The 22774-nt window shown below is 67.0% G+C and carries 23 protein-coding genes and 1 pseudogene; 20 read left to right on the forward strand and 4 right to left on the reverse strand.

Annotated elements, in window-relative coordinates; translation table 11 throughout:
• Window positions 1-14: 14 nt before the first annotated feature.
• Window positions 15-1130, forward strand: a complete 1116-nt coding sequence (locus CLV01_RS06630) for a TIGR03364 family FAD-dependent oxidoreductase (RefSeq protein ID WP_099734703.1) — start codon at window positions 15-17, stop codon at window positions 1128-1130.
• 16 nt (window positions 1131-1146) lie between these two features.
• On the opposite strand, the gene CLV01_RS06635 is transcribed toward CLV01_RS06630, so the two are convergent.
• Window positions 1147-2322: a zinc ribbon domain-containing protein gene (locus CLV01_RS06635; RefSeq protein WP_099734702.1), complete on the reverse strand. Its 1176-nt coding sequence runs from the start codon at window positions 2320-2322 to the stop codon at window positions 1147-1149.
• 73 nt (window positions 2323-2395) lie between these two features.
• Window positions 2396-3511 (reverse strand): SPFH and helix-turn-helix domain-containing protein, encoded by a 1116-nt coding sequence (locus CLV01_RS06640; protein WP_096916848.1) that lies wholly within the window; start codon window positions 3509-3511, stop codon window positions 2396-2398.
• 358 nt (window positions 3512-3869) lie between these two features.
• On the opposite strand from CLV01_RS06640, the gene glyQ reads away from it, so the two are divergent.
• From glyQ to CLV01_RS06670, 6 genes are all read left to right on the forward strand, one after another.
• Window positions 3870-4808, forward strand: coding sequence for a glycine--tRNA ligase subunit alpha (gene glyQ, locus CLV01_RS06645; RefSeq protein WP_012203218.1), 939 nt, complete (start codon window positions 3870-3872; stop codon window positions 4806-4808).
• Window positions 4809-4842: 34 nt separating this feature from the next.
• Window positions 4843-6954, forward strand: coding sequence for a glycine--tRNA ligase subunit beta (glyS, locus tag CLV01_RS06650; protein WP_063327305.1), 2112 nt, complete (start codon window positions 4843-4845; stop codon window positions 6952-6954).
• Between the two features lie 165 nt (window positions 6955-7119).
• Window positions 7120-7689, forward strand: coding sequence for a D-glycero-alpha-D-manno-heptose-1,7-bisphosphate 7-phosphatase (locus CLV01_RS06655; RefSeq protein WP_012203220.1), 570 nt, complete (start codon window positions 7120-7122; stop codon window positions 7687-7689).
• A gap of 150 nt (window positions 7690-7839) precedes the next feature.
• Window positions 7840-8580, forward strand: coding sequence for a lysophospholipid acyltransferase family protein (locus tag CLV01_RS06660; protein ID WP_013804242.1), 741 nt, complete (start codon window positions 7840-7842; stop codon window positions 8578-8580).
• A gap of 16 nt (window positions 8581-8596) precedes the next feature.
• A complete protein-coding gene (locus CLV01_RS06665) occupies window positions 8597-9532 on the forward strand; it encodes a M48 family metallopeptidase (RefSeq protein WP_099734700.1) in 936 nt (311 codons plus the stop codon).
• Window positions 9533-9622: 90 nt separating this feature from the next.
• Window positions 9623-10063: a rhodanese-like domain-containing protein gene (locus tag CLV01_RS06670; RefSeq protein WP_099734699.1), complete on the forward strand. Its 441-nt coding sequence runs from the start codon at window positions 9623-9625 to the stop codon at window positions 10061-10063.
• A gap of 22 nt (window positions 10064-10085) precedes the next feature.
• On the opposite strand, the gene CLV01_RS06675 is transcribed toward CLV01_RS06670, so the two are convergent.
• Window positions 10086-11021: a LysR family transcriptional regulator gene (locus CLV01_RS06675; RefSeq protein ID WP_063327302.1), complete on the reverse strand. Its 936-nt coding sequence runs from the start codon at window positions 11019-11021 to the stop codon at window positions 10086-10088.
• 105 nt (window positions 11022-11126) lie between these two features.
• On the opposite strand from CLV01_RS06675, the gene CLV01_RS06680 reads away from it, so the two are divergent.
• Window positions 11127-12101 carry a Bug family tripartite tricarboxylate transporter substrate binding protein gene (locus CLV01_RS06680; RefSeq protein WP_096915008.1) on the forward strand — a complete coding sequence of 325 codons (975 nt, stop codon included), beginning with the start codon at window positions 11127-11129 and terminating at the stop codon, window positions 12099-12101.
• A gap of 1 nt (window position 12102) precedes the next feature.
• The gene (locus CLV01_RS06685; protein WP_088166023.1) at window positions 12103-12861 is read left to right on the forward strand and encodes a maleate cis-trans isomerase family protein; all 759 of its coding nucleotides are present in this window, start codon (window positions 12103-12105) and stop codon (window positions 12859-12861) included.
• A 60-nt stretch (window positions 12862-12921) separates the two neighbouring features.
• Here CLV01_RS06685 and lysM read toward each other — a convergent pair whose 3' ends face one another.
• Window positions 12922-13392 carry a peptidoglycan-binding protein LysM gene (gene lysM / locus CLV01_RS06690; protein ID WP_013804236.1) on the reverse strand — a complete coding sequence of 157 codons (471 nt, stop codon included), beginning with the start codon at window positions 13390-13392 and terminating at the stop codon, window positions 12922-12924.
• A gap of 185 nt (window positions 13393-13577) precedes the next feature.
• On the opposite strand from lysM, the gene CLV01_RS06695 reads away from it, so the two are divergent.
• From CLV01_RS06695 to CLV01_RS06745, 11 genes and pseudogenes are all read left to right on the forward strand, one after another.
• A complete protein-coding gene (locus tag CLV01_RS06695; protein WP_034390266.1) occupies window positions 13578-14390 on the forward strand; it encodes a type III pantothenate kinase in 813 nt (270 codons plus the stop codon).
• Between the two features lie 171 nt (window positions 14391-14561).
• Window positions 14562-16267: pseudogene (locus CLV01_RS06700) on the forward strand (GspE/PulE family protein).
• Window positions 16260-17477, forward strand: coding sequence for a type II secretion system F family protein (locus CLV01_RS06705; protein ID WP_074920523.1), 1218 nt, complete (start codon window positions 16260-16262; stop codon window positions 17475-17477). Before CLV01_RS06700 ends, CLV01_RS06705 begins: the two are co-directional and overlap by 8 nt.
• Before the next feature lie 32 nt (window positions 17478-17509).
• Window positions 17510-17950 carry a type II secretion system major pseudopilin GspG gene (gene gspG, locus CLV01_RS06710; RefSeq protein WP_013804232.1) on the forward strand — a complete coding sequence of 147 codons (441 nt, stop codon included), beginning with the start codon at window positions 17510-17512 and terminating at the stop codon, window positions 17948-17950.
• A gap of 58 nt (window positions 17951-18008) precedes the next feature.
• A complete protein-coding gene (locus CLV01_RS06715; RefSeq protein ID WP_065345374.1) occupies window positions 18009-18455 on the forward strand; it encodes a GspH/FimT family pseudopilin in 447 nt (148 codons plus the stop codon).
• Window positions 18455-18859: a type II secretion system protein gene (locus tag CLV01_RS06720; RefSeq protein WP_012203233.1), complete on the forward strand. Its 405-nt coding sequence runs from the start codon at window positions 18455-18457 to the stop codon at window positions 18857-18859. Before CLV01_RS06715 ends, CLV01_RS06720 begins: the two co-directional genes overlap by 1 nt.
• Entirely contained in the window at window positions 18856-19560 is a 705-nt protein-coding gene (locus CLV01_RS06725; RefSeq protein WP_099735285.1) for a prepilin-type N-terminal cleavage/methylation domain-containing protein, read from the forward strand. The genes CLV01_RS06720 and CLV01_RS06725 overlap by 4 nt, the downstream gene beginning before the upstream one ends.
• Window positions 19532-20320: a general secretion pathway protein GspK gene (locus CLV01_RS06730; RefSeq protein WP_012203235.1), complete on the forward strand. Its 789-nt coding sequence runs from the start codon at window positions 19532-19534 to the stop codon at window positions 20318-20320. The genes CLV01_RS06725 and CLV01_RS06730 overlap by 29 nt, the downstream gene beginning before the upstream one ends.
• Before the next feature lie 77 nt (window positions 20321-20397).
• Window positions 20398-21537 (forward strand): PilN domain-containing protein, encoded by a 1140-nt coding sequence (locus tag CLV01_RS06735; protein WP_074920515.1) that lies wholly within the window; start codon window positions 20398-20400, stop codon window positions 21535-21537.
• Window positions 21534-22109 (forward strand): type II secretion system protein GspM, encoded by a 576-nt coding sequence (gene gspM / locus CLV01_RS06740; protein WP_074920512.1) that lies wholly within the window; start codon window positions 21534-21536, stop codon window positions 22107-22109. Before CLV01_RS06735 ends, gspM begins: the two co-directional genes overlap by 4 nt.
• A complete protein-coding gene (locus CLV01_RS06745; RefSeq protein ID WP_099734698.1) occupies window positions 22106-22774 on the forward strand; it encodes a hypothetical protein in 669 nt (222 codons plus the stop codon). The genes gspM and CLV01_RS06745 overlap by 4 nt, the downstream gene beginning before the upstream one ends.

Consider the following 22774-nt stretch of genomic DNA (forward strand, 5'->3'; position numbering starts at 1 on the left):
TCCGTTTTTTTCTCATGAAGAACTACGACCTGATCGTGGTGGGGGCCGGCATTGTCGGCCTGGCCCACGCCTATGCGGCCGCGCGCCGTGGCCGCAGCGTGCTCGTCATCGAGCGCGACGCGGCCTGCATCTCCGCCTCCATCCGCAACTTCGGCTTTGTGACCGTCACGGGCCAGCAGGCCGGTGCCCACTGGCGGCGTGCCATGCGCTCGCGCGACACCTGGGCCGAGATTGCGCCGCAGGCCGGCATCGAGGTCGTGCACCGCGGCCTGTGGCTGACGGCGCGCCGCCCCAGCGCCGAGGCCGTGCTCCATGCCTTCCTGAGCACGGCGATGGGCGAGCGCTGCGAGCTGCTCACGCCGGCCCAGGCCGCCGAGCGCCATCCTGCACTGCGTCCTGGGGATTTGTCCGCCGTGCTCTACAGCCCGCATGAACTGCGCGTGGAGTCGCGCACAGCCATTCCCAGGTTGGCGCAGTGGCTGCAGCAGGCCATGGGCGTGGATTTCCGCTTTGGCGAGGCCGTGCTCGACGTGGCCGCGCCCCGGGTGCGCAGCACGCGCGCCAGCTACCACGGCGAGCGCGTGGTGGTCTGCAACAACGCCGACCCGGGCGGCCTGTTCGCCGGCCTGTGGGCGCCGCACCGCATCCAGCTGTGCCAGCTGCAGATGCTGCGCGTGCGGCCGCAGCCGGGCTTTCGGCTCAAGGGCTCGGTCATGGGTGACCTGAGCATGGTCAGATACGAGGGCTACAGCGCCCTGCCCGAAGCCGCCGCGCTGCGCGCCGAGCTGGAGCGGGAGGAGGGCGAAAGCCTGGCCCACGGCATCCACCTGATCGCCGTGCAAAGCGCTGATGGCAGCCTGGTGGTGGGCGATTCCCACCACTACGGCGCAGCGCCCCAGCCCTTTGCCAGCGAAGCCGTGGACCGGCTGATGCTGCGCCACATGAACGAGGCCCTGAACCTGCGCGATGCGCAGGTGGTGGAGCGCTGGGTGGGCGTCTACCCGAGTGCGCAGGACGCGCCCTGCGTGGTGCATGCGCCCGACGAGGCCACGCGCGTGGTGGCGGTCACCGGAGGTTCCGGCGCGAGCACTGCCTTCGGGCTTGCCGAAGAGGTCTGGAGCGCGTGGTGAGCGGCAGCCGGCCTACTTACTGGCCGAACATCACCCACAGCAGCGCCAGCACCATGATCGTGGCCAGCACGGCCAGCGTGATCTTGAGGGCGCTGTAGGGGCGCTCGCCCGCGATCTGGCCCGTGTAGCCGTTGGCGATGATCTGGAAGGTCTTGCTGCCGTAGGTGTAGCCCACCAGCCAGACCGGCACGAGGATGTGCTTGAAGGTGCGGCCCTGGTACTCGCGCTGCATCTGCAGGTTGCGGTAGGTGTCGCCGGGCACCTGGCGTGCGCACAGGGCGCGCAGCTGCTCGTCCATGTCCTGCACGTTGACCTGGGCGGCCTTGCCCAGGTCGATCTGGTAGCGCTCCACGGTCCAGCCGCGCACGAACTCGGGCGTGTAGGGCTTGAGATCGGTGGTGGTGGGGAAGGGCTCCACCTGGCGCAGCAGGTTGGCGTGCACGCCTACGGTGCCGGGCACCAGCTCGTCGTCGAAGAAATGGGCGAGGCTGCCCGAGGCCGGCTCCCAGCGCACATGGCGCACCTGGCGCGTCTGCACGTTGCCGTTGCTGTCGCGGTAGGACTCGGTGGTGTAGTAGTAGAAGCCCGCCTCGGCCTGCCAGTCGGCGCTGGCGTGGGCGTCGAAGGTCCAGTAGGGCAGGTAGACGCCGTGCAGCGTGTCGGTCAGCGCGGCGGACTTCAGGCGGTTGGGCGCGAACCAGCGGCTGCCGTACCACTGGCGGATGCGGTCGCGGATCTGGCCGTCGCTGATCTTGAAGGGCAGGATGCTCTGCGGTGTGATGGCATCGCCCTGGTCCTCATGGGCGACGATGGAGGGCGAGCCGCAGAAGTCGCAGCGCTGGGCCACGGTGCGGTTCACGAAGACCGAGATCGCGCGGCAGTTCTGGCACTGGACCTCGTAGCGGTCCTCCGTGCCCCAGCCCCGGCCGGACTTGGGGTTGCGCAGCGCCTCGGCCAGGTCCTGCTCGACCACATCGCGGCCCAGTTCCTCGCGCGTTTCCTCGCTCCAGGGCACCGTGGTGCCGCAGTACGGGCACTTGAGCGCCTGGGCCTGGGCATTCCATTCGAGGTTGGCGCCGCATTCGGGGCAGGGGTGCTTGCGCACCATGGCCGGCGCGGCGGCTGCGGCCTCCCAGGAACCGGAGGCGGGGGAAGTCGAGGTGCTGGAGGAACTGGGGGAGGGCGCGCTCACGGCATCGGTCCTGGAAAACGGGACGCGGCGCCAGGCAGGGCCTGGCGCCGCAAAGGGTCAAACCACGGAAATGTCAGCCGCGCAGGAAGTCATCGAGTGCGGCTTGCGCAATGCGCCACTGGCTGCCGATCTGGCGCGCCTTGAGGTTGCCGGCCTGGATCTCGGCCAGCACATCGGCCTCGCTCACACCCAGCACCTGGGCCGCCTGGGCCGGGGTCAGCACCTGCAGTCCACCTGCGGCGGGCGCTGCGGGGGCCTGGGCCGCCTGTGCGGCAGCGGGCGAGAACGGATCGGACGCCTGGCCCTGGCCGGCCGGTGCGCCACCGCCACCGCCGTTTTGCATGCTCTTCATCATCTCCTGCGCCATGCCGAAACCCATGGCCATGGTGGCGGGCAGGGTGGCTGCGGCAGCGCCTTCGCCGCCCGTGGTCATGGCCTGGCCCATCTGGTATTTGACGTAGTCGTTGAGGTTGCCGATGGCCGTCATGCTGGAGCGCTTGTCGATGGCCTGCTCCACCTCGGGCGGCACGGACACGTTCTCCAGCACGAAGCTGGTGATCTCCAGGCCGTACTTGTCCGTCATGGCCGGGTTGATCAGCGGCAGCAGCGCATCGCCCAGCTCGCCATAGCGCTGGGCCACGTCCAGCACAGGCACCTGGGCCTTGGCCAGCGACTCGGTGAACACGCTGATGATGCGCGAGCGCATGGTATCGGCGAACTCGTCGATGCGGAAGTTCTGGTCCGTGCCGGCCACTTCCTTGAGGAACTTGGCCGGCTCGACGATGCGGAAGTCGTAGGTGCCGAAGGCGCGCAGGCGCACGGCGCCGAAGTCCTTGTCGCGCACCATCACGGGGTTGGAGGTGCCCCACTTGTTGCCCGTGAACAGGCGCGTGTTGATGAAGTAGACATCGCACTTGAACGGCGAGTTGAAGCCGTACTTCCAGCCCTGGATGGTGGACAGGATGGGAATGTTCTGCGTGGTCAGCGTGTGCTTGCCGGGGCTGAACAGGTCGGCGTACTGGCCGGCCGAGACGAACTGCACCTGCTGCGACTCACGCACGATGAGCTGGGCGCCGTTCTTGATTTCCTTGTCGTCATCGGGCCAGCGGTAGGAGAGCGTGTCGCGCGAGTCATCGGTCCACTCGATGATCTCTATCAGTTGCTTGGTGATGATGTTCATCAGGTTCATGGCAGGCTCCGGGGCGGTGGTGGTCCACGACAAAAAAGGTCAGTGGGCCATTCTAGGGGGCGTGCATGGCGGCGTGGCGAACGGTCACCGGCCGCTGCCCTGGTGAATTGTCAAAAAATGATCCGGATGCGTCGTGCAAGGCGGGCTTTCGGGTCTTCGCGCGCCACGGCCTTTGCCGGCATGTGTCGCCTGCTCCGTTTTTTGATGCAGATCGCCCTGTGGAGCGTCTGCCGTGGGGCCGCAGGCCCGCGCCACGGCGCAGGGCCGGGCGGCGCCTTAAAATCGTCGTTTGCGCGGCGCGAGCCGCCTCTCATTCACCGGCGCGGCCCCGGCCTGCGTGCGACGCCTGAAACAAGTCATGCTCACTTTCCAACAAATCATCCTCAAGCTGCAGTCCTACTGGGCCGACCAGGGCTGCGCGCTGCTCCAGCCCTATGACATGGAAGTGGGCGCGGGCACCTCGCACACCGCCACTTTCCTGCGCGCCCTGGGCCCCGAGCCCTGGAAGGCCGCCTACGTGCAGCCCAGCCGCCGCCCCAAGGACGGCCGCTATGGCGACAACCCCAACCGCCTGCAGCACTACTACCAGTTCCAGGTGGTGCTCAAGCCCGCGCCCGACAACATCCTGGAGCTGTACCTGGGCTCGCTCGAAGCCCTGGGGTTCGACCTGAAGAAGAACGACATCCGCTTCGTCGAGGACGACTGGGAGAACCCCACGCTGGGCGCCTGGGGCCTGGGCTGGGAAGTCTGGCTCAACGGCATGGAGGTGACGCAGTTCACCTACTTCCAGCAGGTCGGCGGCATCGACTGCAAGCCCGCCACGGGCGAGATCACCTACGGCCTGGAGCGCCTGGCCATGTACCTGCAGGGCGTGGACAACGTCTACAACCTGACCTGGACCGACGGCCTGAGCTACGGCGACGTCTACCACCAAAACGAGGTGGAGCAGTCCACCTACAACTTCGAGCACTCGGACGCCGACTTCCTGTTCACCGCCTTCGGCGCCTACGAAAAGCAGGCCAACCACCTGATCGGCGAACAGCTGGCGCTGCCGGCCTACGAGCAGGTGCTCAAGGCCGCCCACACCTTCAACCTGCTCGATGCGCGCGGCGCCATCAGCGTGACGGAGCGTGCCGCCTACATCGGCCGCATCCGCAACCTGGCCCGCGCCGTGGCCAAGGCCTATATGGACAGCCGTGCGCGCCTGGGCTTCCCCATGGCGCCCAAGGCCCATGCCGACGAAGTGCTGGCCGAGCTGGCCAAGGCCGCCGAACAACAGGGCAAGAAGGCCGCCTGAGGCGGACACCGCTGCACCGAGAGAACACCAGACCATGAACGCATCGAATCTTCTTGTTGAACTGTTTGTCGAAGAGCTGCCCCCGAAGGCGCTGCAAAAGCTGGGCGACGCCTTTGCCGGCGTGCTGTTCGAGCAGCTCAAGGCCCAGGGCCTGCTGGCCTCCAGCGAAGCGCGCCTGACGGCCTATGCCTCGCCGCGCCGCCTGGCCGCCCACATCACCGAAGTCCTGCCCCAGGCCGAGGACAAGGCCGTGTCGCAAAAGCTCATGCCCGTCTCCGTGGGCCTGGACGCCGACGGCAAGCCCACGCCCGCCCTGATCAAGAAGCTGGCCGCCCTGGGTGCCGGCGAAGAAGCCGTTGCCGGCCTGACCCGCCAGGGCGAAGGCAAGGCCGAAGCCCTGTTCCACGCCTCCACCGTGCGCGGCGTGATGCTGGCCGATGGCGTGCAAAAGGCGCTGGACGAAGCCATTGCCAAGCTGCCCATCCCCAAGGTCATGCGCTACCAGCTGGCCGACGGCTGGAGCAGCGTCCATTTCGTGCGCCCGGCCCACGGCCTGGTGGTGCTGCACGGCACCGAGGTGCTGATCGGCGTCAAGGCCCTGGGCCTGACGGCCGGCACGGCCACGCATGGACACCGCTTCGAGGCGGCGGTCGATCCCGTGGTCATCCGCTCCGCCGATGACTACGCCGCGCAGCTGCGCGAGGAGGGCGCCGTCATTGCCAGCTTCGCCGAGCGCCGTGCCGAGATCGCGCGCCAGCTGCAGGCCGCTGCCGAGCGCGTGGGCGGCGGTGTCCGTCCCATCGAGGACGAGGCCCTGCTGGACGAAGTCACGGCCCTGGTCGAGCGTCCCAATGTGCTGGTCTGCGAGTTCGAGAAGGAATTCCTCGACGTGCCGCAGGAATGCCTGATCCTCACCATGAAGGCCAACCAGAAGTACTTCCCGCTGCTGGACGCCGCCGGCAAGCTGACCCACCAGTTCCTGGTGGTCAGCAACATCAGCCCGCAGGATGCCAGCGCCGTCATCGGCGGCAACGAACGCGTGGTCCGCCCGCGCCTGGCCGACGCCAAGTTCTTCTTCGACCAGGACCGCAAGAAGACCCTGGCCTCGCGCGTGGAAGGGCTGGGCAAGGTGGTCTACCACAACAAGCTCGGCACCCAGGGCGAGCGCGTGGAGCGCGTGCGCTCCATCGCCAAGAGCATTGCCCGCCAGCTGGGCGACACGGGCCTGGCCCAGCAGGCCGACCTGGCCGCGCAACTGGCCAAGACCGACCTCGTGACCGACATGGTGGGCGAGTTCCCCGAGCTGCAGGGCACCATGGGCCGTTACTACGCGCTCAACGACGGCCTGGACGTGGCCGTGGCCGATGCCATCGAGGACCACTACAAGCCCCGCTTTGCGGGCGACGAACTGCCGCGCGGCAACGCCGGCGTGGTCGTGGCCCTGGCCGACAAGCTGGAAACCCTGGTCGGCATGTTCGGCATCGGCAACCTGCCCACGGGCGACCGCGACCCGTTCGCGCTGCGCCGCCATGCGCTGGGCGTGATCCGCATGCTGGTCGAGAAGGACCTGGCGCTGGATCTGGAAACCCTGCTGGTCAGCGTGCTGCCTGCCTTCGGCGACAAGATCGAGGACGCCACGCCCCAGCTGGCCGACTTCATCTACGACCGCCTGGCCGGCAACCTGCGCGAGCAGGGTTTCTCGGCCCAGGAAGTGGACTCCGTGCTGGCCCTGCGCCCGCAGCGCCTGTCCGACGTGCAAAAGCGCCTGGAGGCCGTGCGCGCCTTCGGCGAGCTGCCCGAGGCACCGGCCCTGGCCGCCGCCAACAAGCGCGTGGGCAACATCCTCAAGAAGGCCGACCAGGCCGTGCAGGCCCAGGTCGACGCGGCCGTGCTGGCCGAGGTGGCAGAGAAGGACCTGTACGCAGCCCTGCAATCGGTGGCGCCCAAGGCGCAGCAGCAGTTTGCTGCCGGCGACTACACGGCCAGCCTGCAGACCCTGGCCGCGCTGCGCGCCCCGGTCGATGCCTTCTTCGAGCATGTGATGGTCAACGCCGAAGACCCGGCGCTCAAGGCCAACCGCCTGGGCCTGCTGGCCACGTTGCACGAAGCCATGAACCGCGTGGCGGACCTTTCGCGACTGGCGTAAATGGAGCCCCCCTGAGGCGCTTCGCGCCTTCCCCCCGTGGCACGGCGCCTCTCTACTTGCTTCGCAAGGGAGGGGGACGACACCCTCGGTGCGGGGCGGCCCTTCCTCGGTGTCCCTCGTCTTGGGACGCGCGCAATTGAGTTCTGACATTCTTGGGACCCGACCATGAAAATTGCGATCCTGGACCGTGACGGAACCCTCAACCAGATCGGTGAGGAGGGCTTCATCGGCTCTGCCGAGGCCTGGAAGGCCCAGCGCGGGGCGCTGGAAGCCGTGGCGCGCCTGAACCGGGCCGGCTGGCATGTGGTGGTCGCCACCAACCAGCCGGGCCTGGGCCGGGGCCTGTTCGACGTGACCGAGCTCAATGCCGTGCACGCGCGCATGCACCGCGAAATGGCGGCGGCAGGCGCTCGCGTCGATGCGGTTTTCTACTGCCCCCATGCGCCGGACGAAGAATGCCATTGCCGCAAGCCCGGCACGGCGCTGTTCGAGCAGATTGCCGAGCGCTTCGGCGTTGAGGGGCACCAGCTGTGGGTCATAGGTTCCTGCGTGGCCCATCTGCAGGCTGGCGCCGCCATGGGCGCGCGCCTGCACCTGGTCTGCACGGGCGCCAGCGCCGGAGTGTCTCTGGACGGGGCGCTGCCGCCTGGACTGCCGCCCGGCACCCAGCGCCATGCCAGCCTGGCCGCGCTGGCCGATGCGCTGGTTCCGGCAGATGCCGCACCCGCGCCCTGAGCGCCTGAACGCCCGAACGGCGCTTTGCCCATGCGCCGCCGGCCTGCCGTCCTGCGCACAATGCTATCTTTGTGAATTCCGATTCCTGAGGGCGCAAGGCCCGGGCCTGCCGCCCGGCCCCTGCGCCGCTTTCTGCACCACACTGCCGCCATGTCCCTGATCCGCTCCACCCTCCACATGCTCTGGATGGGCATCACCGTGATCCCCTACACCCTGGCCGTGCTGCTCACGCGCTGGCTGGGCGGCGGGCCGCGCCGCGTCTATGCCGTGGCGCGCGCCTGGCTCAAGCTGTCGGTGGACAGCGCCCGCGTCATCATGGGCGTGCGCCACCGCGTGCAGGGCATGGAGAACCTGCCCACCGACCCCAAGCAGGGCGTGGTGCTGCTGGTCAAGCACCAGTCCACCTACGAGACCTTCCTCATGCCGGCGATCATGCCGCGCCCGCTGGCCTATGTGTTCAAGAAGGAGCTGCTCATGGTGCCCTTCTTCGGCTGGTCCATCGGCAGCATGGACATGATCCACATCGACCGCAAGCACGGCTCGCGCGCCTTCCACAAGGTGGTCGAGCAGGGCAAGCGCCTGTTGGGCCAGGGCACCTGGGTGATCATGTTTCCCGAAGGCACGCGCATCCCGCGTGGCCAAAGGGGCGAGTACAAGACCGGCGCCACGCGCCTGGCCATCATGACCGGCGTGCCGGTCGTGCCCGTGGCCGTCACCTCGGCCAAGTGCTGGCCGCGCAAGGCCTTCATCAAGACGCCGGGCGTGGTCGATGTCTCCATCGGCAAGCCCATTCCTTCCGTGGGCCGCAAGCACGAGGAGCTGATGGTGGAAGTCGAAAACTGGATCGAGGCCGAAATGCAGCGCCTCGACCCCGAGGCCTACCGCGCCTGAGGCGCCGGAGACCGGCATGGCGGACCCGGCACAGCGCAGTTGGGATTGGCTGCTGCCACCTGCCGTGCAAACGCAGGACGGCGGGCTGAAGTCGCGCCGTGACAGGGCCGCTGCCCCCGCCCAGCCTTCGTCCGCGCCTCTTCCTCCTTCTCCTACATCTCTCCCATCTCCATCCACCATCCCCGAGCCCAGTCCCCGCATCCACCCGGAGGCCAACCAGCAGGCGGTCCTCCAGGGGCAGGTGCTGCATTACCGGCTGCAGCGCTCGCGCCGGCGCACCATAGGCTTCACCATCGGCGCGCAGGGGCTGGTGGTCAGCGCGCCTGCCTGGGTCAACATGGCTGCCATCGCGCAGGCGCTGGAGGCGAAATCGGGCTGGATACTGCGCAAGCTGCACGAGGCCGGCCAGCGCCAGCAAGCCCAGCATGCGGCACGCATCCGCTGGGAGCACGGCACAGAGATCGGCTATCTGGGTCGCCCCTTGCAGCTGTGCCTGACCGGCGGTGAAACCCAGCCGCTGCGCACGCGCCAGGTACACCGTGAACAGGCGGCCGACGGCAGCCAGTCCCTGCACCTGCCGCTGGCGCCCGGGGCATCGGCCGCCGAGGTGCGCGCCTGCGTGCAGGCCTGGATGCTGCGCGAGGCGCGCTCCTGGTTCACGGCCAGCCTGCAGCGCCACGCGCCGCTCCTGGGCGTGCAGTGGACCAGCCTGAGACTGACCAGCGCAAGCACGCGCTGGGGCAGTGCCAACACGGCCGGCGCTATCCGGCTGAACTGGCGGCTCATGCAGCACGCGCCCGAGGTCATCGACTACGTGGTCGTGCACGAGCTGTCCCACCTGCGGTACATGGACCACAGCCCGCGCTTCTGGGCCACGGTGGCCAGCGTGATGCCGGGCTGGGAGGCGCAGCGCCAGGTGCTGCGTGACAGGCTGCTGCCGCCCTGGGAATAGGCGATCCGGGCACCGGCGAGCCGGCGCCAGTCGGGCTGGACGGTTATTCTTGCCGGGCACACAACCGCGTCCTATCAAGAAAGCCAATCCATGTCCGCAAGCGCTCCCGTTCCCGCATCCATCCCCCTGACCGTCCAGCCCGCACAGGGCTATGCAGGCGACATTCCTGCCGAACTCGCCTGGCAATGGCAGCAATCCGGCGAAGCCGTGCTCGTCGATGTGCGCACCGATGCCGAGCGCGACTGGGTGGGCCGTGTGCCGGGTGCCGTGGCCGTGGCCTGGAAGCAGTGGCCGTCCATGGCGATGAACCCCGATTTCGACAGCCAGCTGCGCGCCGCCGTGCCTGAAGGCGGCAAGGTGGTCCTGCTGTGCCGCAGCGGCGTGCGCTCGGTGGCCGCAGCCCAGCGCGCGGCGCAACTGGGCATCGAGGCCTACAACATCCTCGAAGGTTTTGAGGGCGATGTGGACGCCAACGGCCAGCGCGGCCATGTCGGCGGCTGGCGCCTGCGCGGCCTGCCCTGGCGCCAGTAAGCCGGCGCCAGCCTGGCGTCGTTCAGAGCGGCGGCTCCGCGAATCCCAGCGCCACCGCCCGGGCGGCCACCATGTCCACCAGGGCCTGGGCCGGTCCTGACAGCGTGGCCTGCGAGCGCATGGCCAGCAGCAGCCGGCGCCGGGTGTTGAGCGCCCCCAGCGGGCGCAGCCGCAGTGCCCGCGCGGCCAGATGCGGGGCGGTGGCCGCGCGCGGCAGGATGGCCAGGCCCAGACCCACCGAGACCATGTGGCACATGGCGTCGAAGCTGCGCACCTGGATGCGGATCCGCACGGGGCGGTTGATGGATTCGGCCTCGGCCGCAATGCGCCGCATCAGCGAGGTGGAGCGGGCCAGGCTCACGAAGTCGTGGTCCAGCACGGTGGCCAGGGGAACGGGGGAGGCGTCGTCCGTGTCCAGCGCATGGCCGCGCGGCATGACCAGCACCAGCTCGTCCACATCGCAGACCTGGGTGCTCAGCCCTTCCAGGGGCGTGTTCTCCCCGATGATGGCCAGCTCGGCCACGCCGCTGAGCACGGCGCGCACGGACTCCTCGCTCAGCGCGTCTTCCAGGTCCACCGATACACCCGGGTGGGCCGCCATGAAGTCGGCCAGCAGCCGGGGCAGAAAGCCTGCGAACGCCGAGTTGTTGGCCCACAGGCGCAACTGGCCCGTGGCGCCGCTGCGAAAGTCGTCCATGGCCAGGGCCAGATGTTCCAGCCGGGCCACCACGTCCACGGCATGGTGGTACATGCTCTGACCGGCGGGCGTGGGCGTGACGCCGCGCTTGCTGCGCACCAGCAGGGTCACGCCGCAGTGCTGCTCCAGCTCGGCCACGCGCTTGCTGGCGGCTGCCAATGACAGCCCCAGCGTGCGCGAGCCGGCCGTCAGGCTGCCGGCATCGACCACGGCCACATACAGGCGCAGCGTCAGCAGATCGAATCGGTGCAGGTTGATCATTCCCATCCTCCACCGCAGACGAAGGATGGATCAACGAGATACGGCTGTTCGGCCGCGTGCAGGCCCGCAAGAATGCGCCGGTACAAAGAGAACATGGAGACAAGCATGAATCGACGCATTGTGCTGCAGGCCGCCGGCCTGGCAGCGGCCGCCCTGCTGGGCGCAGGAACCGTCCAGGCCCAGGCCTTTCCAACCAAGTCCATCACCCTCGTGGTCCCCAACCCGCCCGGCGGCGTGGTGGACACGGCGGCACGCCTGGCGTCCGACCCGCTGTCGCGCCTGCTGGGGCAGTCGGTCGTGGTGGACAACCGGGGCGGCGCCAGCGGCAACATCGCCTACCAGATGGTGGCCCGGTCGCCCAAGGACGGCTACACGCTGCTGGCCTCGTATTCGGCCTACCACGTGGGCAATCCGGCACTGTTCCCCAAGCTGCCCTGGGCGCAGTCCGAGCTGGCACCCGTGGGGCTGATCGTGGCCGCCACCAATGTGATCGCCGTTCATCCTTCCGTTCCGGCGAACAATCTGCAGGAGTTCATTGCCTATCTGCGCAAGAACCCGGGCAAGGTCAATTACGCGTCGCAGGGCAATGGCTCGCTGTCCCATGTGGGCACGGCCGTGTTCGCCCAGGTGACCCAGACCCAGATCACGCATGTGCCCTACAAGGGGTCCGGCCCTGCCATCCAGGACGTGCTGGGTGGCCAAGTGCAGATGTTCATCACCACGCCGCCTTCGGTGCTGGGCCATGTGCAGACGGGCAAGCTCAGGGCCTTGGCCGTGACCAGCAAGACGCGCCATCCCATGCTGCCCGATGTGCCCACCACGGCCGAAGCGGGCCTGCCGGGCTTCGAGCTGGAAGCCTGGGTCGGCCTGTTCGCGCCTGCGGGCACGCCGCCCGACGCCATCGCCAGGCTGTCGGACGCACTCAAGACCTCCCTGGAGTCGCCCGACGTGCAAAAGCGCGCGGCCCTGCAGGGCGTGGAGCCGCGATTCCTCGGCCCGCAAGCGCTGGCCGCCCTGGTCCAACGCGAGACGGACCACTGGGGCAAGGTCATCAAGGCCAACCACATCACGATGGATTGACATGGCAGCCAAAACCCATTTCCGCATCGGGCAGATCGTGCCCAGCTCCAACACCACGATGGAGACCGAGATCCCCGCCATCCTGCGCGCCCGCGAGGCGCTGGCGCCCGAGCGTTTCACCTTCCACTCCAGCCGCATGCGCATGAAGCATGTGACCAAGGAGGAACTGGCCGCCATGGACGGCGACAGCGACCGCTGCGCGCTGGAGCTGTCGGATGCGCGTGTCGATGTGCTCGGCTATGCCTGCCTGGTGGCCATCATGAGCATGGGGCGCGGCTACCACCGTGTCTCGCAAGCGCGCCTGCACCAGCGCACCGTGGACAACGGCGGCCCCGCGCCCGTGGTCACCAGCGCCGGCGCCCTGGTCGATGGCCTGCACGCCATCGGCGCGAAGAAGGTGGCGCTGCTGGCGCCCTACATGAAGCCGCTGACGCAACTGGTCATCGACTACATAGAGAACGAAGGCATCGAAGTGGTGGACAGCATCTCGCTGGAGATTGCCGACAACCTGCAGGTGGGCGCCCAGGATGCGCGCGCACCCATCGAGATCACGCGGCGCCTGAACACGGCCAACGCCGACGCGGTCATCGCCTCTGCCTGCGTGCAGATGCCCTCGCTGGCCTCGGTGCAGCCCATCGAGGACCGCGTGGGCCTGCCGGTACTGTCTTCCTCGGTGGCCACGACGTTCATGATGCTCAAGCGCCTGGGCTTGCCTACAGCCGTTCCGGGATTCGGTGCGCTGTTGAGCGGTAAATACTGACTACTGACTGAGCCCACGAAAAAACCGCCCGAAGGCGGTTTTTTCACGGAGGCAAAGAGATCACAGCGCCGGAATGCGCAGCTTCTGGCCGGGATAGATCTTGTCCGGGTGGCTCAGCATGGGCTTGTTGGCCTCGAAGATCACCGGATACTTGTTGGCATCGCCATAGAACTTCTTGGCAATGGCCGACAGCGTGTCGCCGCGCACCACGTCGTGGTACTGGGCTTCGGGCTCGGGGTTGGTCACCGTCATCTGGTTGTCCACCGACTGCACGCTGGAGACGTTGCCGCAGCACAGCGTCACCTTTTCCTTGACCGCCTGGGTGGGGGCCGTGCCCAGCACCGTGACCTTGCCCTGCGAGCCGTCGAACTGCACCTTCACGTCGCTGACGCCCAGGTTCTGCGTGCCGATATAGGTCTCGATGGCCTTGGCGGCCTTGGCATTCAGGTCTTGCGCAGGCTCGGCTGCCTGTGCGGCGCTGCCGCCGAACAGCTTTTCGCCGGCTTCCTTGATGAAACTGAAAAGTCCCATGGGTGACTCCTGTTGGTGGGTGGAAAAACGGAAAGGCCAATGTAACGCCTAACAGTGGCAGCGCGCGCTGCCGGGCAGGAGCGCTCCCGGATTTTTGACATTTGCGCCATTCTTGCGTTCACGTCCTCACTCAGTTGTCGTCCATGGCTGACGCTATCCTCCGGAAAACTCCGATAATCGCGCCCATGACTTTTTTGGCCATAGACATCGGCAACACCCGCTTGAAATGGGCGATGTACGACGCGCATCGGCCTGGCGCCGCTTTGCTGGCGCACGGCGCGGAGTTCCTGGAGCACATCGAGCACCTGGCCGAAGGGCCGTGGAGCGACCTGCCCACGCCTACGCGCATGCTGGGCTGCGTGGTGGCCGGCGACACGGCGCGCCGGCGCGTGCACGACCAGATCGACATGATGCTGGGCTGGGATTTCGAGCCGCAGTGGGCCGTGCCCGGCGCGGCCGAGGCCGGAGTCACCAACGGCTACGACTTCCCCTCGCGCCTGGGGGCGGACCGCTGGGTGGCCATGATCGGCGCGCGCCAGCACATCCTGCAGCGCGGGCCAGAGCGGCCCCTGATCGTGGTCATGATCGGCACCGCCGTCACCGTGGATGCGCTGGACCAGCACGGCCACTTCATGGGCGGCCTGATCCTGCCGGGGCACGGCATCATGCTGCGCGCCCTGGAAAGCGGCACGGCCGGCCTGCACGTGCCCACGGGTGCGGTCACGCCATTCCCCACCAACACCAGCGACGCGCTGACCAGTGGCGGCACCTACGCCATCGCCGGGGCCGTGGAGCGCATGTACCAGCATCTGTACATGCACTGCAGCATGGAGCCCGCCTGCGTCATGGCCGGCGGTGCAGGCTGGAAGATGGTGCCCAGCATGACGCGGCCCTTCGAGCTGGTGGACAACCTCATCTTCGAAGGCCTGCTGGTCATGGCGCAGCGCCGCTGGGGCGATGCCAGCGGCCTGCCTGCCGACGCGGTCAAAGCGGCCTGAAGCCACTTCGATCGTGCGGCGCAGCATCGCGCCGTTATATCCGTTGCGTAACAGTTGATGACAGCGCTGGTGCCGGGTGCAGGGGCGGCCTTGGACCCCGCATCCGGAGCCTTTCGCGTGGGATGCGGCGACAGTGGATAATCCGCGGCAATGTCTTCCACCAATCACGTCATGGAACCGATTGCCGGTGTCGAAGCCCCGATCAAGGGGCGGCTGGGCGAACGCCTGCTTTCCGCCGGCAAGCTGAACGAGCGCGATCTGCAAAACGCCCTGCAGGCGCAGCAGGAGTTGGGCGGCTACCTGGGCCAAGTGCTGGTCCAGCTGGGCGTGGTGGCGGAAGCCGACGTGGCCCAGGCGCTGTCCGAGCAGCTGCACATGCGCTGGCTGCGCGCGGAAGAGTTTCCCGACCTGCTGCCCGATGTGCCGGGCCTGCTGGCCAGCTTTCTGGATGCGCAGTGCGTCTGCCCCATTTCGCTGCAGGACGGCGTGCTCGAAGTGGCCATGTCCGTGCCGCAGGACCCCTTCATCACCAAGGCGCTGCGCCTGGCCACCGGGTTGCAGATCAAGCCCGTGCTGGCGCTGGAAGCCGATATCCGCAAGGCCCTGTCCGAAGCCGGCCAGGAACCCGAAGGCGAAGAAGGCCAGGACTGGGAGTCGGACGCCACGGGCGGCGACTTCGTCGAGCATCTGAAGGACCTGGCCAGCGAGGCGCCGGTCATCCGCCTGGTCACGGGCATCATTTCCCGCGCCATCGAGCTGCACGCCTCCGACATCCACCTGGAGCCCTTCGAGGCCGGCCTGCAGGTGCGCTACCGCATGGACGGCGTGATCCATGCGGCCGAACTCGTGCCGCCCCGGCTGAGCGCAGCAGTGGGCTCGCGCGTCAAGCTGCTGGCCCATCTGGACATTGCCGAGCGGCGCCTGCCGCAGGACGGTCGCATCAAGACCCGCGCCAAGGGCCGCGAATTGGACCTGCGTGTCTCCACCGCACCCACGGTGCATGGCGAGAGCATCGTCATGCGGGTGCTGGACCGCGCCAACGTGCGCCTGCGCCTGGAAAGCATGGGCTTCGAGGTCGATACGCTGGAGCGCTTCAACACCTTACTGGCCAAGCCGCACGGCATCGTGCTGGTCACGGGGCCACGGGCTCGGGCAAGACCACCACGCTGTACGCGGCCCTGTCCAAGATCGACGCGGTTTCCAACAAGATCATCACCGTCGAGGACCCGGTCGAGTACCAGCTCGACGGCATCAACCAGATCCAGGTCCATCCGCAGATCGACCTCACCTTTGCCAATGCCCTGCGCTCCATCCTGCGCCAGGACCCGGACATCATCATGATCGGCGAAATGCGTGACGGAGAAACCGCGCAGATCGCCGTGCAGTCCGCACTGACAGGTCACTTGGTGCTGTCCACGCTGCACACCAACACGGCCGCAGGCGCCGTCACCCGCATGCGCGACATGGGAGTGGAAAGCTACCTGATCACGTCCTCGGTCAACGGCGTGCTGGCCCAGCGCCTGGTGCGCACGCTGTGCTCGCATTGCAAGCAGCCCGACACGCTGCCGGCCGCCGCCGTCGAGGGCAGCGGCCTCAAGCGTTTTCTGCGCGAGGGCTCGCCCATCTACCGCGCCGTCGGCTGCGAGCATTGCCGGGGCACGGGCTACAAGGGCCGTACCGGCATCCATGAACTCATGGTCATCGACGAGCCGCTGCGCCGCGCCATCATCGAAGGCCAGGACGCCAACGCCCTGCATGCCATGGCGGCCAAGAGCGGCATGCTGAGCCTCTACGACGACGGCCTGCGCAAGGTGGCCTCGGGCGCCACCACGCTGGACGAAGTGCTGCGCGTGACCCAGGACCAGAGCGATGCCTGATTACAGCTGGGAGGCCGTGGACAGCCGCGGTCAGATGGTCAAGGGCACTTTTTCCGCTGCGGCCGTGGCCGAGGTGGTGGTGCACCTGCGCAAGAGCCGCCTGTCGCCCATCAAGGTCGAGGAAGCCGCAAGCCTGGGCAACGTGCCGCTGGCGGCGCGTGCGCTCAAGAAAGGCCGCATCAAGGCCGACGACATCCAGGGCATGACCACCGAGCTGGCCATCATGATGCGTGCCGGCCTGTCGCTGGACAACGCGCTCAAGGTCCTGGTCGAGATGAGCCACAAAGTGCAGATGCAGGCCATGCTCCAGTCCGTGCTCGACAGCGTCAAGGCCGGCATGCCGCTGAGCCAGGCACTGGGCAAGCACCATGACCTGTTCGGCGACTTCTATATCAACATGGTGCGCTCGGGCGAAGCCAGCGGCCAGATGTCGGGCGTGCTCAACCGGCTGGTGGAACACATGGCGCGCCAGCGTGCCCTGCGCGACAGCGTGGTCTCGGCCACGATCTATCCCGCCATCCTGCTGGGCGTGGCTGTGCTGTCCCTGGTGGCCATGCTGGGCTTCGTGGTGCCGCAGTTCGAACAGCTTTTCAACGACATGGGTGACGCGCTGCCCCTTCCCACGCAATTCGTGATGGGGCTGGGCCATGCGTTTCGCAGCTACGGCTGGGCGGTGTTCATCGTGCTGGGCGCGCTGGGCTGGGTCTTCGCCCGCTGGGCCAAGAGTCCCAAGGGCCGCCAGACCTGGCAATCGTGGCTGCTGGGCCTGCCGGGCCTGGGTGGCGTGGTGCGCAAGTACCAGCTGACCCTGTTCAGCCGCTCGCTGGGCACGCTGCTGGGCAACGGCGTCACGCTGCTGACCGCACTGCGCATTGCCAGCGACACGGTCTCCAACGTCGCCATCCGCGAGCGCCTGGAAAAAATGGGTCCCATGGTCAAGGAAGGTCATCGCATGGCCCATGCCGCCCAGAAAACCGGAGAATTCGAGCCCCTGGCCCTGAATCTGGTGCGGGTCGGCGAGGAAACCGGCCGCCTGGGCGACATGATGCTGGAGCTGTCCAACATATTGAACCGCGAGGTCGAAAACGCGATCAAACGCCTCCTGACCATGCTGGAGCCGGCGCTGATCCTGGTCCTCGGTATCCTTATCGCCTCCATCATCGTGTCGATCCTGCTCGGAATCCTGTCCGTCAACGATCTGGCCGTCTGATGAATCTGAATTGACTGAAAGGTATGTAGAAGATGATGCGCATGCAAAAGCAACTGTCCTCCCGCGCCCGCAAGCGCGGCTTCACGCTGATCGAACTGCTGGTCGTGCTGGCCATCCTGACCCTGCTGGCCGGCCTGGTCGGCCCCAAGGTGCTGAACCAGTTGGGTGGAGCAAAGACCAAGACGGCCGGCGTGCAGATCGCCGACATCGAAAAGGCGCTGGAGCTGTACAAGCTCGACGTGGGCCGCTATCCCACCTCGCAGCAGGGCCTGGACGCGCTGGTCAAGCAGCCTGCCGGCGTTGCCGGCTGGGCAGGCCCTTACCTGAAGGGCGGCGTGCCGAATGATCCCTGGAACAACGCCTACCGCTACACGTATCCTGCTGCCAATGGCGACCTCGAGATCCTCTCGCTGGGTGCTGACGGTGCCCCGGGCGGCGAAGGTGAAGCAGCCGACGTGCGCAACACCAAGTAAGGTGCTCTTGAACACTGCTGTAGCCACCGTTGCCGCACCGTTTTGCCAAGGATGAGTCTTGAAGCGCGCCCAGGGTTTCACGCTGATCGAGCTGCTGGTGGTGTTCGCCATTCTTGGCGCCATCATCGGCATCGTGCCGCCTGCCATGGGCAAGCTGCGCGATGCCGTGGACTATCGGCAGACGGTGCAGGACGTGACGGCCCTGCTGCGCAAGGCGCGCCAGCAGGCCACGCTGCAGGGCATGCCTGTGGCATTCGCGGTCAATACGAATAGCCGCCAGTACGGCATCGCCGGCCAAGCCACGGCCAAGCTGCCCGACAGCCTGACGGTGCAACTGACCACGGCAGCCGGCATGGCGCTGGCTGATGGCAGCCAGACCATCGTCTTTCTGCCCGAAGGCGGCGCCACGGGGGGCAGCATTTCGCTCGCCCGCGCGCAAAGCGGCGGTGGCGTGCGTCTGCGTGTGGACTGGCTGTCCGGCCAAGTCACCAAAGAGGCCCTGTAATGCGTCGGCGCGCCGCTTCCCGCCCCAGGGTGCGGGGCATGACCTTGCTGGAGCTGTTGGTGGCGCTGTCCATCATGGCTATCTCGCTGGCGCTCATTTATCGGGCCGTTGGTGGTTCCGCGCGCGGTGTTTCCAAACTGGAGCAGAACCAGGGCGTGGCCCTGCTGGCCGATTCGCTGATGGACGCCTTTCCCATGGTCGATCCTGGTGGCACCCAGGCCTCAGGGCAGGATGGTGTCTACGCCTGGCAGGTGGCTTCCGCGCCGTTCTCCGTGGGCGGCCTGCCCGAAACCGCGGTTCCCCTGCATGCCTTGCGCATCACGATCTCCGTTGAAAACCGCAGTTGGGTCTTCGAGACCCTGCGCCCGCAGCGCCCTTTGCAGCAAGGCGAGGTGACGCGATGACCGGGCGCGCGCCATCTTCGGGCAGGCAAAAGGGCTTCACGCTGGTGGAACTGCTAGTGGTCATGGCCCTGCTGTCCCTGCTCATGCTCGGGCTGGCCTCGGCCATGTCCACGGTCTCGCAGACACAGGAGCGTGTTGATGCGCGACTGGAACGCATGGACCACCAGCGTGTGTCCATTGCCTTCCTGCGCTCGGTTCTTGGCCAGGTCTCTGCCGTGCGCCGGCAGGTGGGCCTGCGCAAGCAAGGCGAGAGCGAGCTGTTTTTCGAAGGCGGCCCGCAGGGCATGCGCTGGCTGGGCATCATGCCCGCCCGCTTTGGCATGGGCGGTCGTACCCACTTCCAGCTTTCCGTCGAAGGCGATGCGCTGGTGCTACGCTTCGCGCCCTGGCAGGGTCCCGATGTCATGCCCGACTGGGGGCAAAGCCAGTCCTATGTGATCGATCGCGGTGTCACAGCTTTTGCCTTGCGTTACCAGAACGCCAAGCTGGGCGTGGCACATTGGCAGCCGCAATGGGGGCCCGAAAAGGACAACGAAAAGGAACTGCCGTCTGCCGTGGATGTTCAAGTGCAGACTTCGGCGGGAGCTTGGCCCCTGACGGTCGTGGCCATGCGCGCAACGGCTTCTACCAGCCCGGATGCAGGCGCCAGGGCAGTCTTCGGGGGAGCCGCTCATGACCGGCCATTCATCATTTCCTGTTGAACGGGGCATGGCGCTGGTGCTGGTCTTGTGGATCGTTGCGGCCCTGGCTGTCTTCGCCAGCAGTCTCGGCGGCGTGGTCCGGCAGGAAGCTGCCGTGGGAGGCGTGAGCCGAAATCTCGCAACTGGGCGGGCTGCTGGTGAAGCAGCCATCTATCTCGCACTACAGCGCATGGCCACCAGGCCCGAGGCGCTGCGGGAGCCTGTTCTTGAACCCGTTACATTACCGGGTGGTCAGATCGTCGAGGTGGAAGTCGTTCCCTGGAGCGGCCTGGTGGATATCAACGGTGCGACGCCGGAGCTGCTTGCAGTGCTCTTTCAGCATGCGGCCGGCCTGTCGCAGGGGGCCGCCATGGCGATGGCCCAGACCGTCCGGCAAGCCCGGGATGCAATGCGCCAGCAGTCAGGTTCTGCGGCGGGGGGGTGGGAGGCGCCAGAGGATCTGCTGCAAGTGCCTGGCATGACCTACGGCATCTATGCGAGCATCCGCGATTTCGTGGTCGCCGACTCCGGGAACCGCCAGGGCATCAATCCCAACGCTGCGCCCCAGCCCTTGAGAGGGTGGCTGGAAAGTGCCGGTGGTGCGGTCCCCGCTCAGCAAGGCTTGTCCGGCACACGTTATGCCATCACTGCGAGAGTGCTCTTCGAGGGGGCGGGGATGGTCGCTGTCCGGCGAATGGTGAATGTTCGCTCGGGAGCCGGTGTGGGACGCCTGCCATGGAGTGTGTTGTCCGCCTCCCAATCCTGGATTGGAAAGATTTGAGTGGATTGCGATGATCAGGCAAATGATGAACCAAGGGGCCTGCGTGGACAGGCCGTGTTGCGAATGGATGGGAGCCCATGGCACTGAGTACTGACACAAAGCTGTTCGGACTGGACCTCAGTGCGGCGGCTGGGCAATTGCGTGCTGCATGGGGCCAACTGATGGGCCTGCCGCTGCTGCGCCGCAGCCTTCCCGCTGCCTTGGTGCGTGTCGTGAAGGCTGATGGAGGGCTCGCCCATGCGTGGGTGCGTGCAGGCCAGTGGCATTGGGCCGTTGAACGCGAGGCAAGCGGACGCAAGCCTTCAGGCTCGGCCGTGCTGATGGGCGGTGATCAACTGCTGCTGCGCACCTTGCGTATGCCTTCGCTGTCTGCTCAGGCATTGCACGGTGCTGTGGCGCTGGATGTGCAGACCATGTCGCCGTTTCCCGCGCTCGAGACGCTCTGGGCCTATGTGGTGGCCACGGACCCCGCAGGAGGGCAGCGTGTGGAGCTGGTGATCACGTCGAATGCGCTGGTGCAGCAAGCCCTGCGGGATGCCGCTGGCCAGTTGGCCGGACAGGCGCAGCCGGAGATCTGGGCCAGCACATCGGCCATGCCTGTGCTGCTCGCAGGCTTTGGCGAGGGGCCGCGGCTGGCCCGTGAATCCCGGCAACGCCGATGGATTGGTGCCGGCCTTGCGGCCATTGTGGCGGCAGGCCTGGCCCTGGCCATCACGCCGACTGCCAAGCTGTATCTGCAAGCCGTCGACGCCAGCAGGAAATTCGACCAGATCGTGCGCGAGACACGGGAGGTGACGGCCCAGCGCCAGGGCCTGGTGACCGGGGTCGAGGAGATTGCCGCGCTTCAGAAGCTGCAGCGCGAGCAGATCAATCACCTGCAGGTCATGGCAGCGCTCACACAATTGTTTCCCGATGACACGGCTGTACAGCGGGTATCGTTCAGTGGATCCAAGCTGGCGATCCAAGGCCTCAGCAGCAATGCATCCAACGTGGTGCAGCTCATGTCCAAGGCTCCGGGCTTTTTGGAGGTGCGCATGCCCTCAGCCGTGACGAGGGCATCGGGATCCAACAAGGAAAGCTACACCGTCGAGGCCGTGCTGGACCCCAAGGTCTTTGGCGTCCTGGCTTCGCCTGAAGCAGAAGCACAGGCAGCTCCTGACGCTACCAGCGAAACGCCTGAAACCCCTGCTGCGGCAGAAAAGAAAGGCACACCATGATCAATCCAACGCCCGGTCTGTCGGGGCGGCAAATCCTGCTGCTGACGCTGTCGGCGGCTGTATTGGTGCTTCCCCTGGTGCTGGTGGCCTTGTGGGTATACGGAAAGCACCAATGGGCCGATGGGCAGCTCGCATCGCTGGAGCCGCGCTATGCGCGCGTGCTGGGCATGCAGCAGCAGCAGACCGAGATCCAGGAGGCTCTGGAGCAACTGCAGGGCATAAGGGCCCAGCATGTATATCCCGGGGATAGTGACAGCACCCAGACCGGCAACGGCGTGCAGCAGCAACTGCGTTCCGTGATGGACCGCGCGGGCCTGTCGGTGACGAGCAGCCAAGTCAAGGCGACGTCGGAAGAGGGACCCTACGAGCGTATCTCCGTTTCCATGACCGCCGAAGGGCCATGGCCTGCCGTCCAGATGGCGCTGGCATCCGTGCGCGCCATACAGCCGACGATCTGGGTGGATGACCTGCAGGTCAACCTTCGCGGCAGTTTGCAAAACACCAATCCTCAACTGGCGCCCGATCTCAGCGCCCAGTTTACCGTCAGCATCTTCCGGAGCAAGGTGTCATGATGCAGCGCAATTTACTGGGCGCCGCCGAGGGCGTGATGCTGCTGGCGCTGTGCGGCGCATTGGCATGGTCATGGCTGACTCCGCAATTGCACCTGCGCCAGACCGGCTGGACACCGCCTGAGCCACTGAAATCCAACCTTCAGGCGCTGATGCCGCCCCCGGCTGCAGCTTCCGGCAGAGGGGAGGAGGAGCGCTGGCTGTTGACCATGCAGGAGCGCCCCCTGTTTTCCATGAGCCGCAAGCCGCCACCACCCGTCAAGAAGGTGGAGGCTCCGCCGCCCGAGCCGCCGGACGTGTGGAAAGACGCCAGTGTGCTGGGCACTTTCCAGGGGCAGGCATCGGGCGCCATCGTGCGCCTGGAAGGCAAGGACCAACGCCTTATGCTCAATCAGAGCCTGGGTGGCTGGAAGCTCGTTGGTATCCAGGGGCGCTATATCGAGCTTGAACGCGCGGGCACCAGACGCACCATAGACCTCAAACGAGCCGCGCTTGACAAGGGGCCGAATCTACCAGCAGGTGCCCGTGCGCCGACTCAGCGGCCGTCCGAGCCGGTGCCCGCGCAAGCGGCTCCGGAGCCTGCCGCAGCCGATGCTCCGGCACCGCCGCAGCGCACATCCAGGGCTGTATTCGGCGGATCCAGGGCACAGCGTGCCGACAAACCATGA

Source organism: Delftia sp. 60, from assembly GCF_002754395.1.
GTDB classification, from domain to species: domain Bacteria; phylum Pseudomonadota; class Gammaproteobacteria; order Burkholderiales; family Burkholderiaceae_C; genus Comamonas; species Comamonas acidovorans.

Coding starts and splice junctions, on each gene's coding strand:
- CLV01_RS06630 (WP_099734703.1), top strand. CDS start 15: ATGAAGAACTACGACCTGATCGTGGTGGGGGCCGGCATTGTCGGCCTG.
- CLV01_RS06640 (WP_096916848.1), bottom strand. CDS start 3,511: ATGAACCTGATGAACATCATCACCAAGCAACTGATAGAGATCATCGAG.
- glyQ (WP_012203218.1), top strand. CDS start 3,870: ATGCTCACTTTCCAACAAATCATCCTCAAGCTGCAGTCCTACTGGGCC.
- glyS (WP_063327305.1), top strand. CDS start 4,843: ATGAACGCATCGAATCTTCTTGTTGAACTGTTTGTCGAAGAGCTGCCC.
- CLV01_RS06655 (WP_012203220.1), top strand. CDS start 7,120: ATGAAAATTGCGATCCTGGACCGTGACGGAACCCTCAACCAGATCGGT.
- CLV01_RS06660 (WP_013804242.1), top strand. CDS start 7,840: ATGTCCCTGATCCGCTCCACCCTCCACATGCTCTGGATGGGCATCACC.
- CLV01_RS06665 (WP_099734700.1), top strand. CDS start 8,597: ATGGCGGACCCGGCACAGCGCAGTTGGGATTGGCTGCTGCCACCTGCC.
- CLV01_RS06670 (WP_099734699.1), top strand. CDS start 9,623: ATGTCCGCAAGCGCTCCCGTTCCCGCATCCATCCCCCTGACCGTCCAG.
- CLV01_RS06675 (WP_063327302.1), bottom strand. CDS start 11,021: ATGATCAACCTGCACCGATTCGATCTGCTGACGCTGCGCCTGTATGTG.
- CLV01_RS06680 (WP_096915008.1), top strand. CDS start 11,127: ATGAATCGACGCATTGTGCTGCAGGCCGCCGGCCTGGCAGCGGCCGCC.
- CLV01_RS06685 (WP_088166023.1), top strand. CDS start 12,103: ATGGCAGCCAAAACCCATTTCCGCATCGGGCAGATCGTGCCCAGCTCC.
- lysM (WP_013804236.1), bottom strand. CDS start 13,392: ATGGGACTTTTCAGTTTCATCAAGGAAGCCGGCGAAAAGCTGTTCGGC.
- CLV01_RS06695 (WP_034390266.1), top strand. CDS start 13,578: ATGACTTTTTTGGCCATAGACATCGGCAACACCCGCTTGAAATGGGCG.
- CLV01_RS06705 (WP_074920523.1), top strand. CDS start 16,260: ATGCCTGATTACAGCTGGGAGGCCGTGGACAGCCGCGGTCAGATGGTC.
- gspG (WP_013804232.1), top strand. CDS start 17,510: ATGATGCGCATGCAAAAGCAACTGTCCTCCCGCGCCCGCAAGCGCGGC.
- CLV01_RS06720 (WP_012203233.1), top strand. CDS start 18,455: ATGCGTCGGCGCGCCGCTTCCCGCCCCAGGGTGCGGGGCATGACCTTG.
- CLV01_RS06725 (WP_099735285.1), top strand. CDS start 18,856: ATGACCGGGCGCGCGCCATCTTCGGGCAGGCAAAAGGGCTTCACGCTG.
- CLV01_RS06730 (WP_012203235.1), top strand. CDS start 19,532: ATGACCGGCCATTCATCATTTCCTGTTGAACGGGGCATGGCGCTGGTG.
- CLV01_RS06735 (WP_074920515.1), top strand. CDS start 20,398: ATGGCACTGAGTACTGACACAAAGCTGTTCGGACTGGACCTCAGTGCG.
- gspM (WP_074920512.1), top strand. CDS start 21,534: ATGATCAATCCAACGCCCGGTCTGTCGGGGCGGCAAATCCTGCTGCTG.
- CLV01_RS06745 (WP_099734698.1), top strand. CDS start 22,106: ATGATGCAGCGCAATTTACTGGGCGCCGCCGAGGGCGTGATGCTGCTG.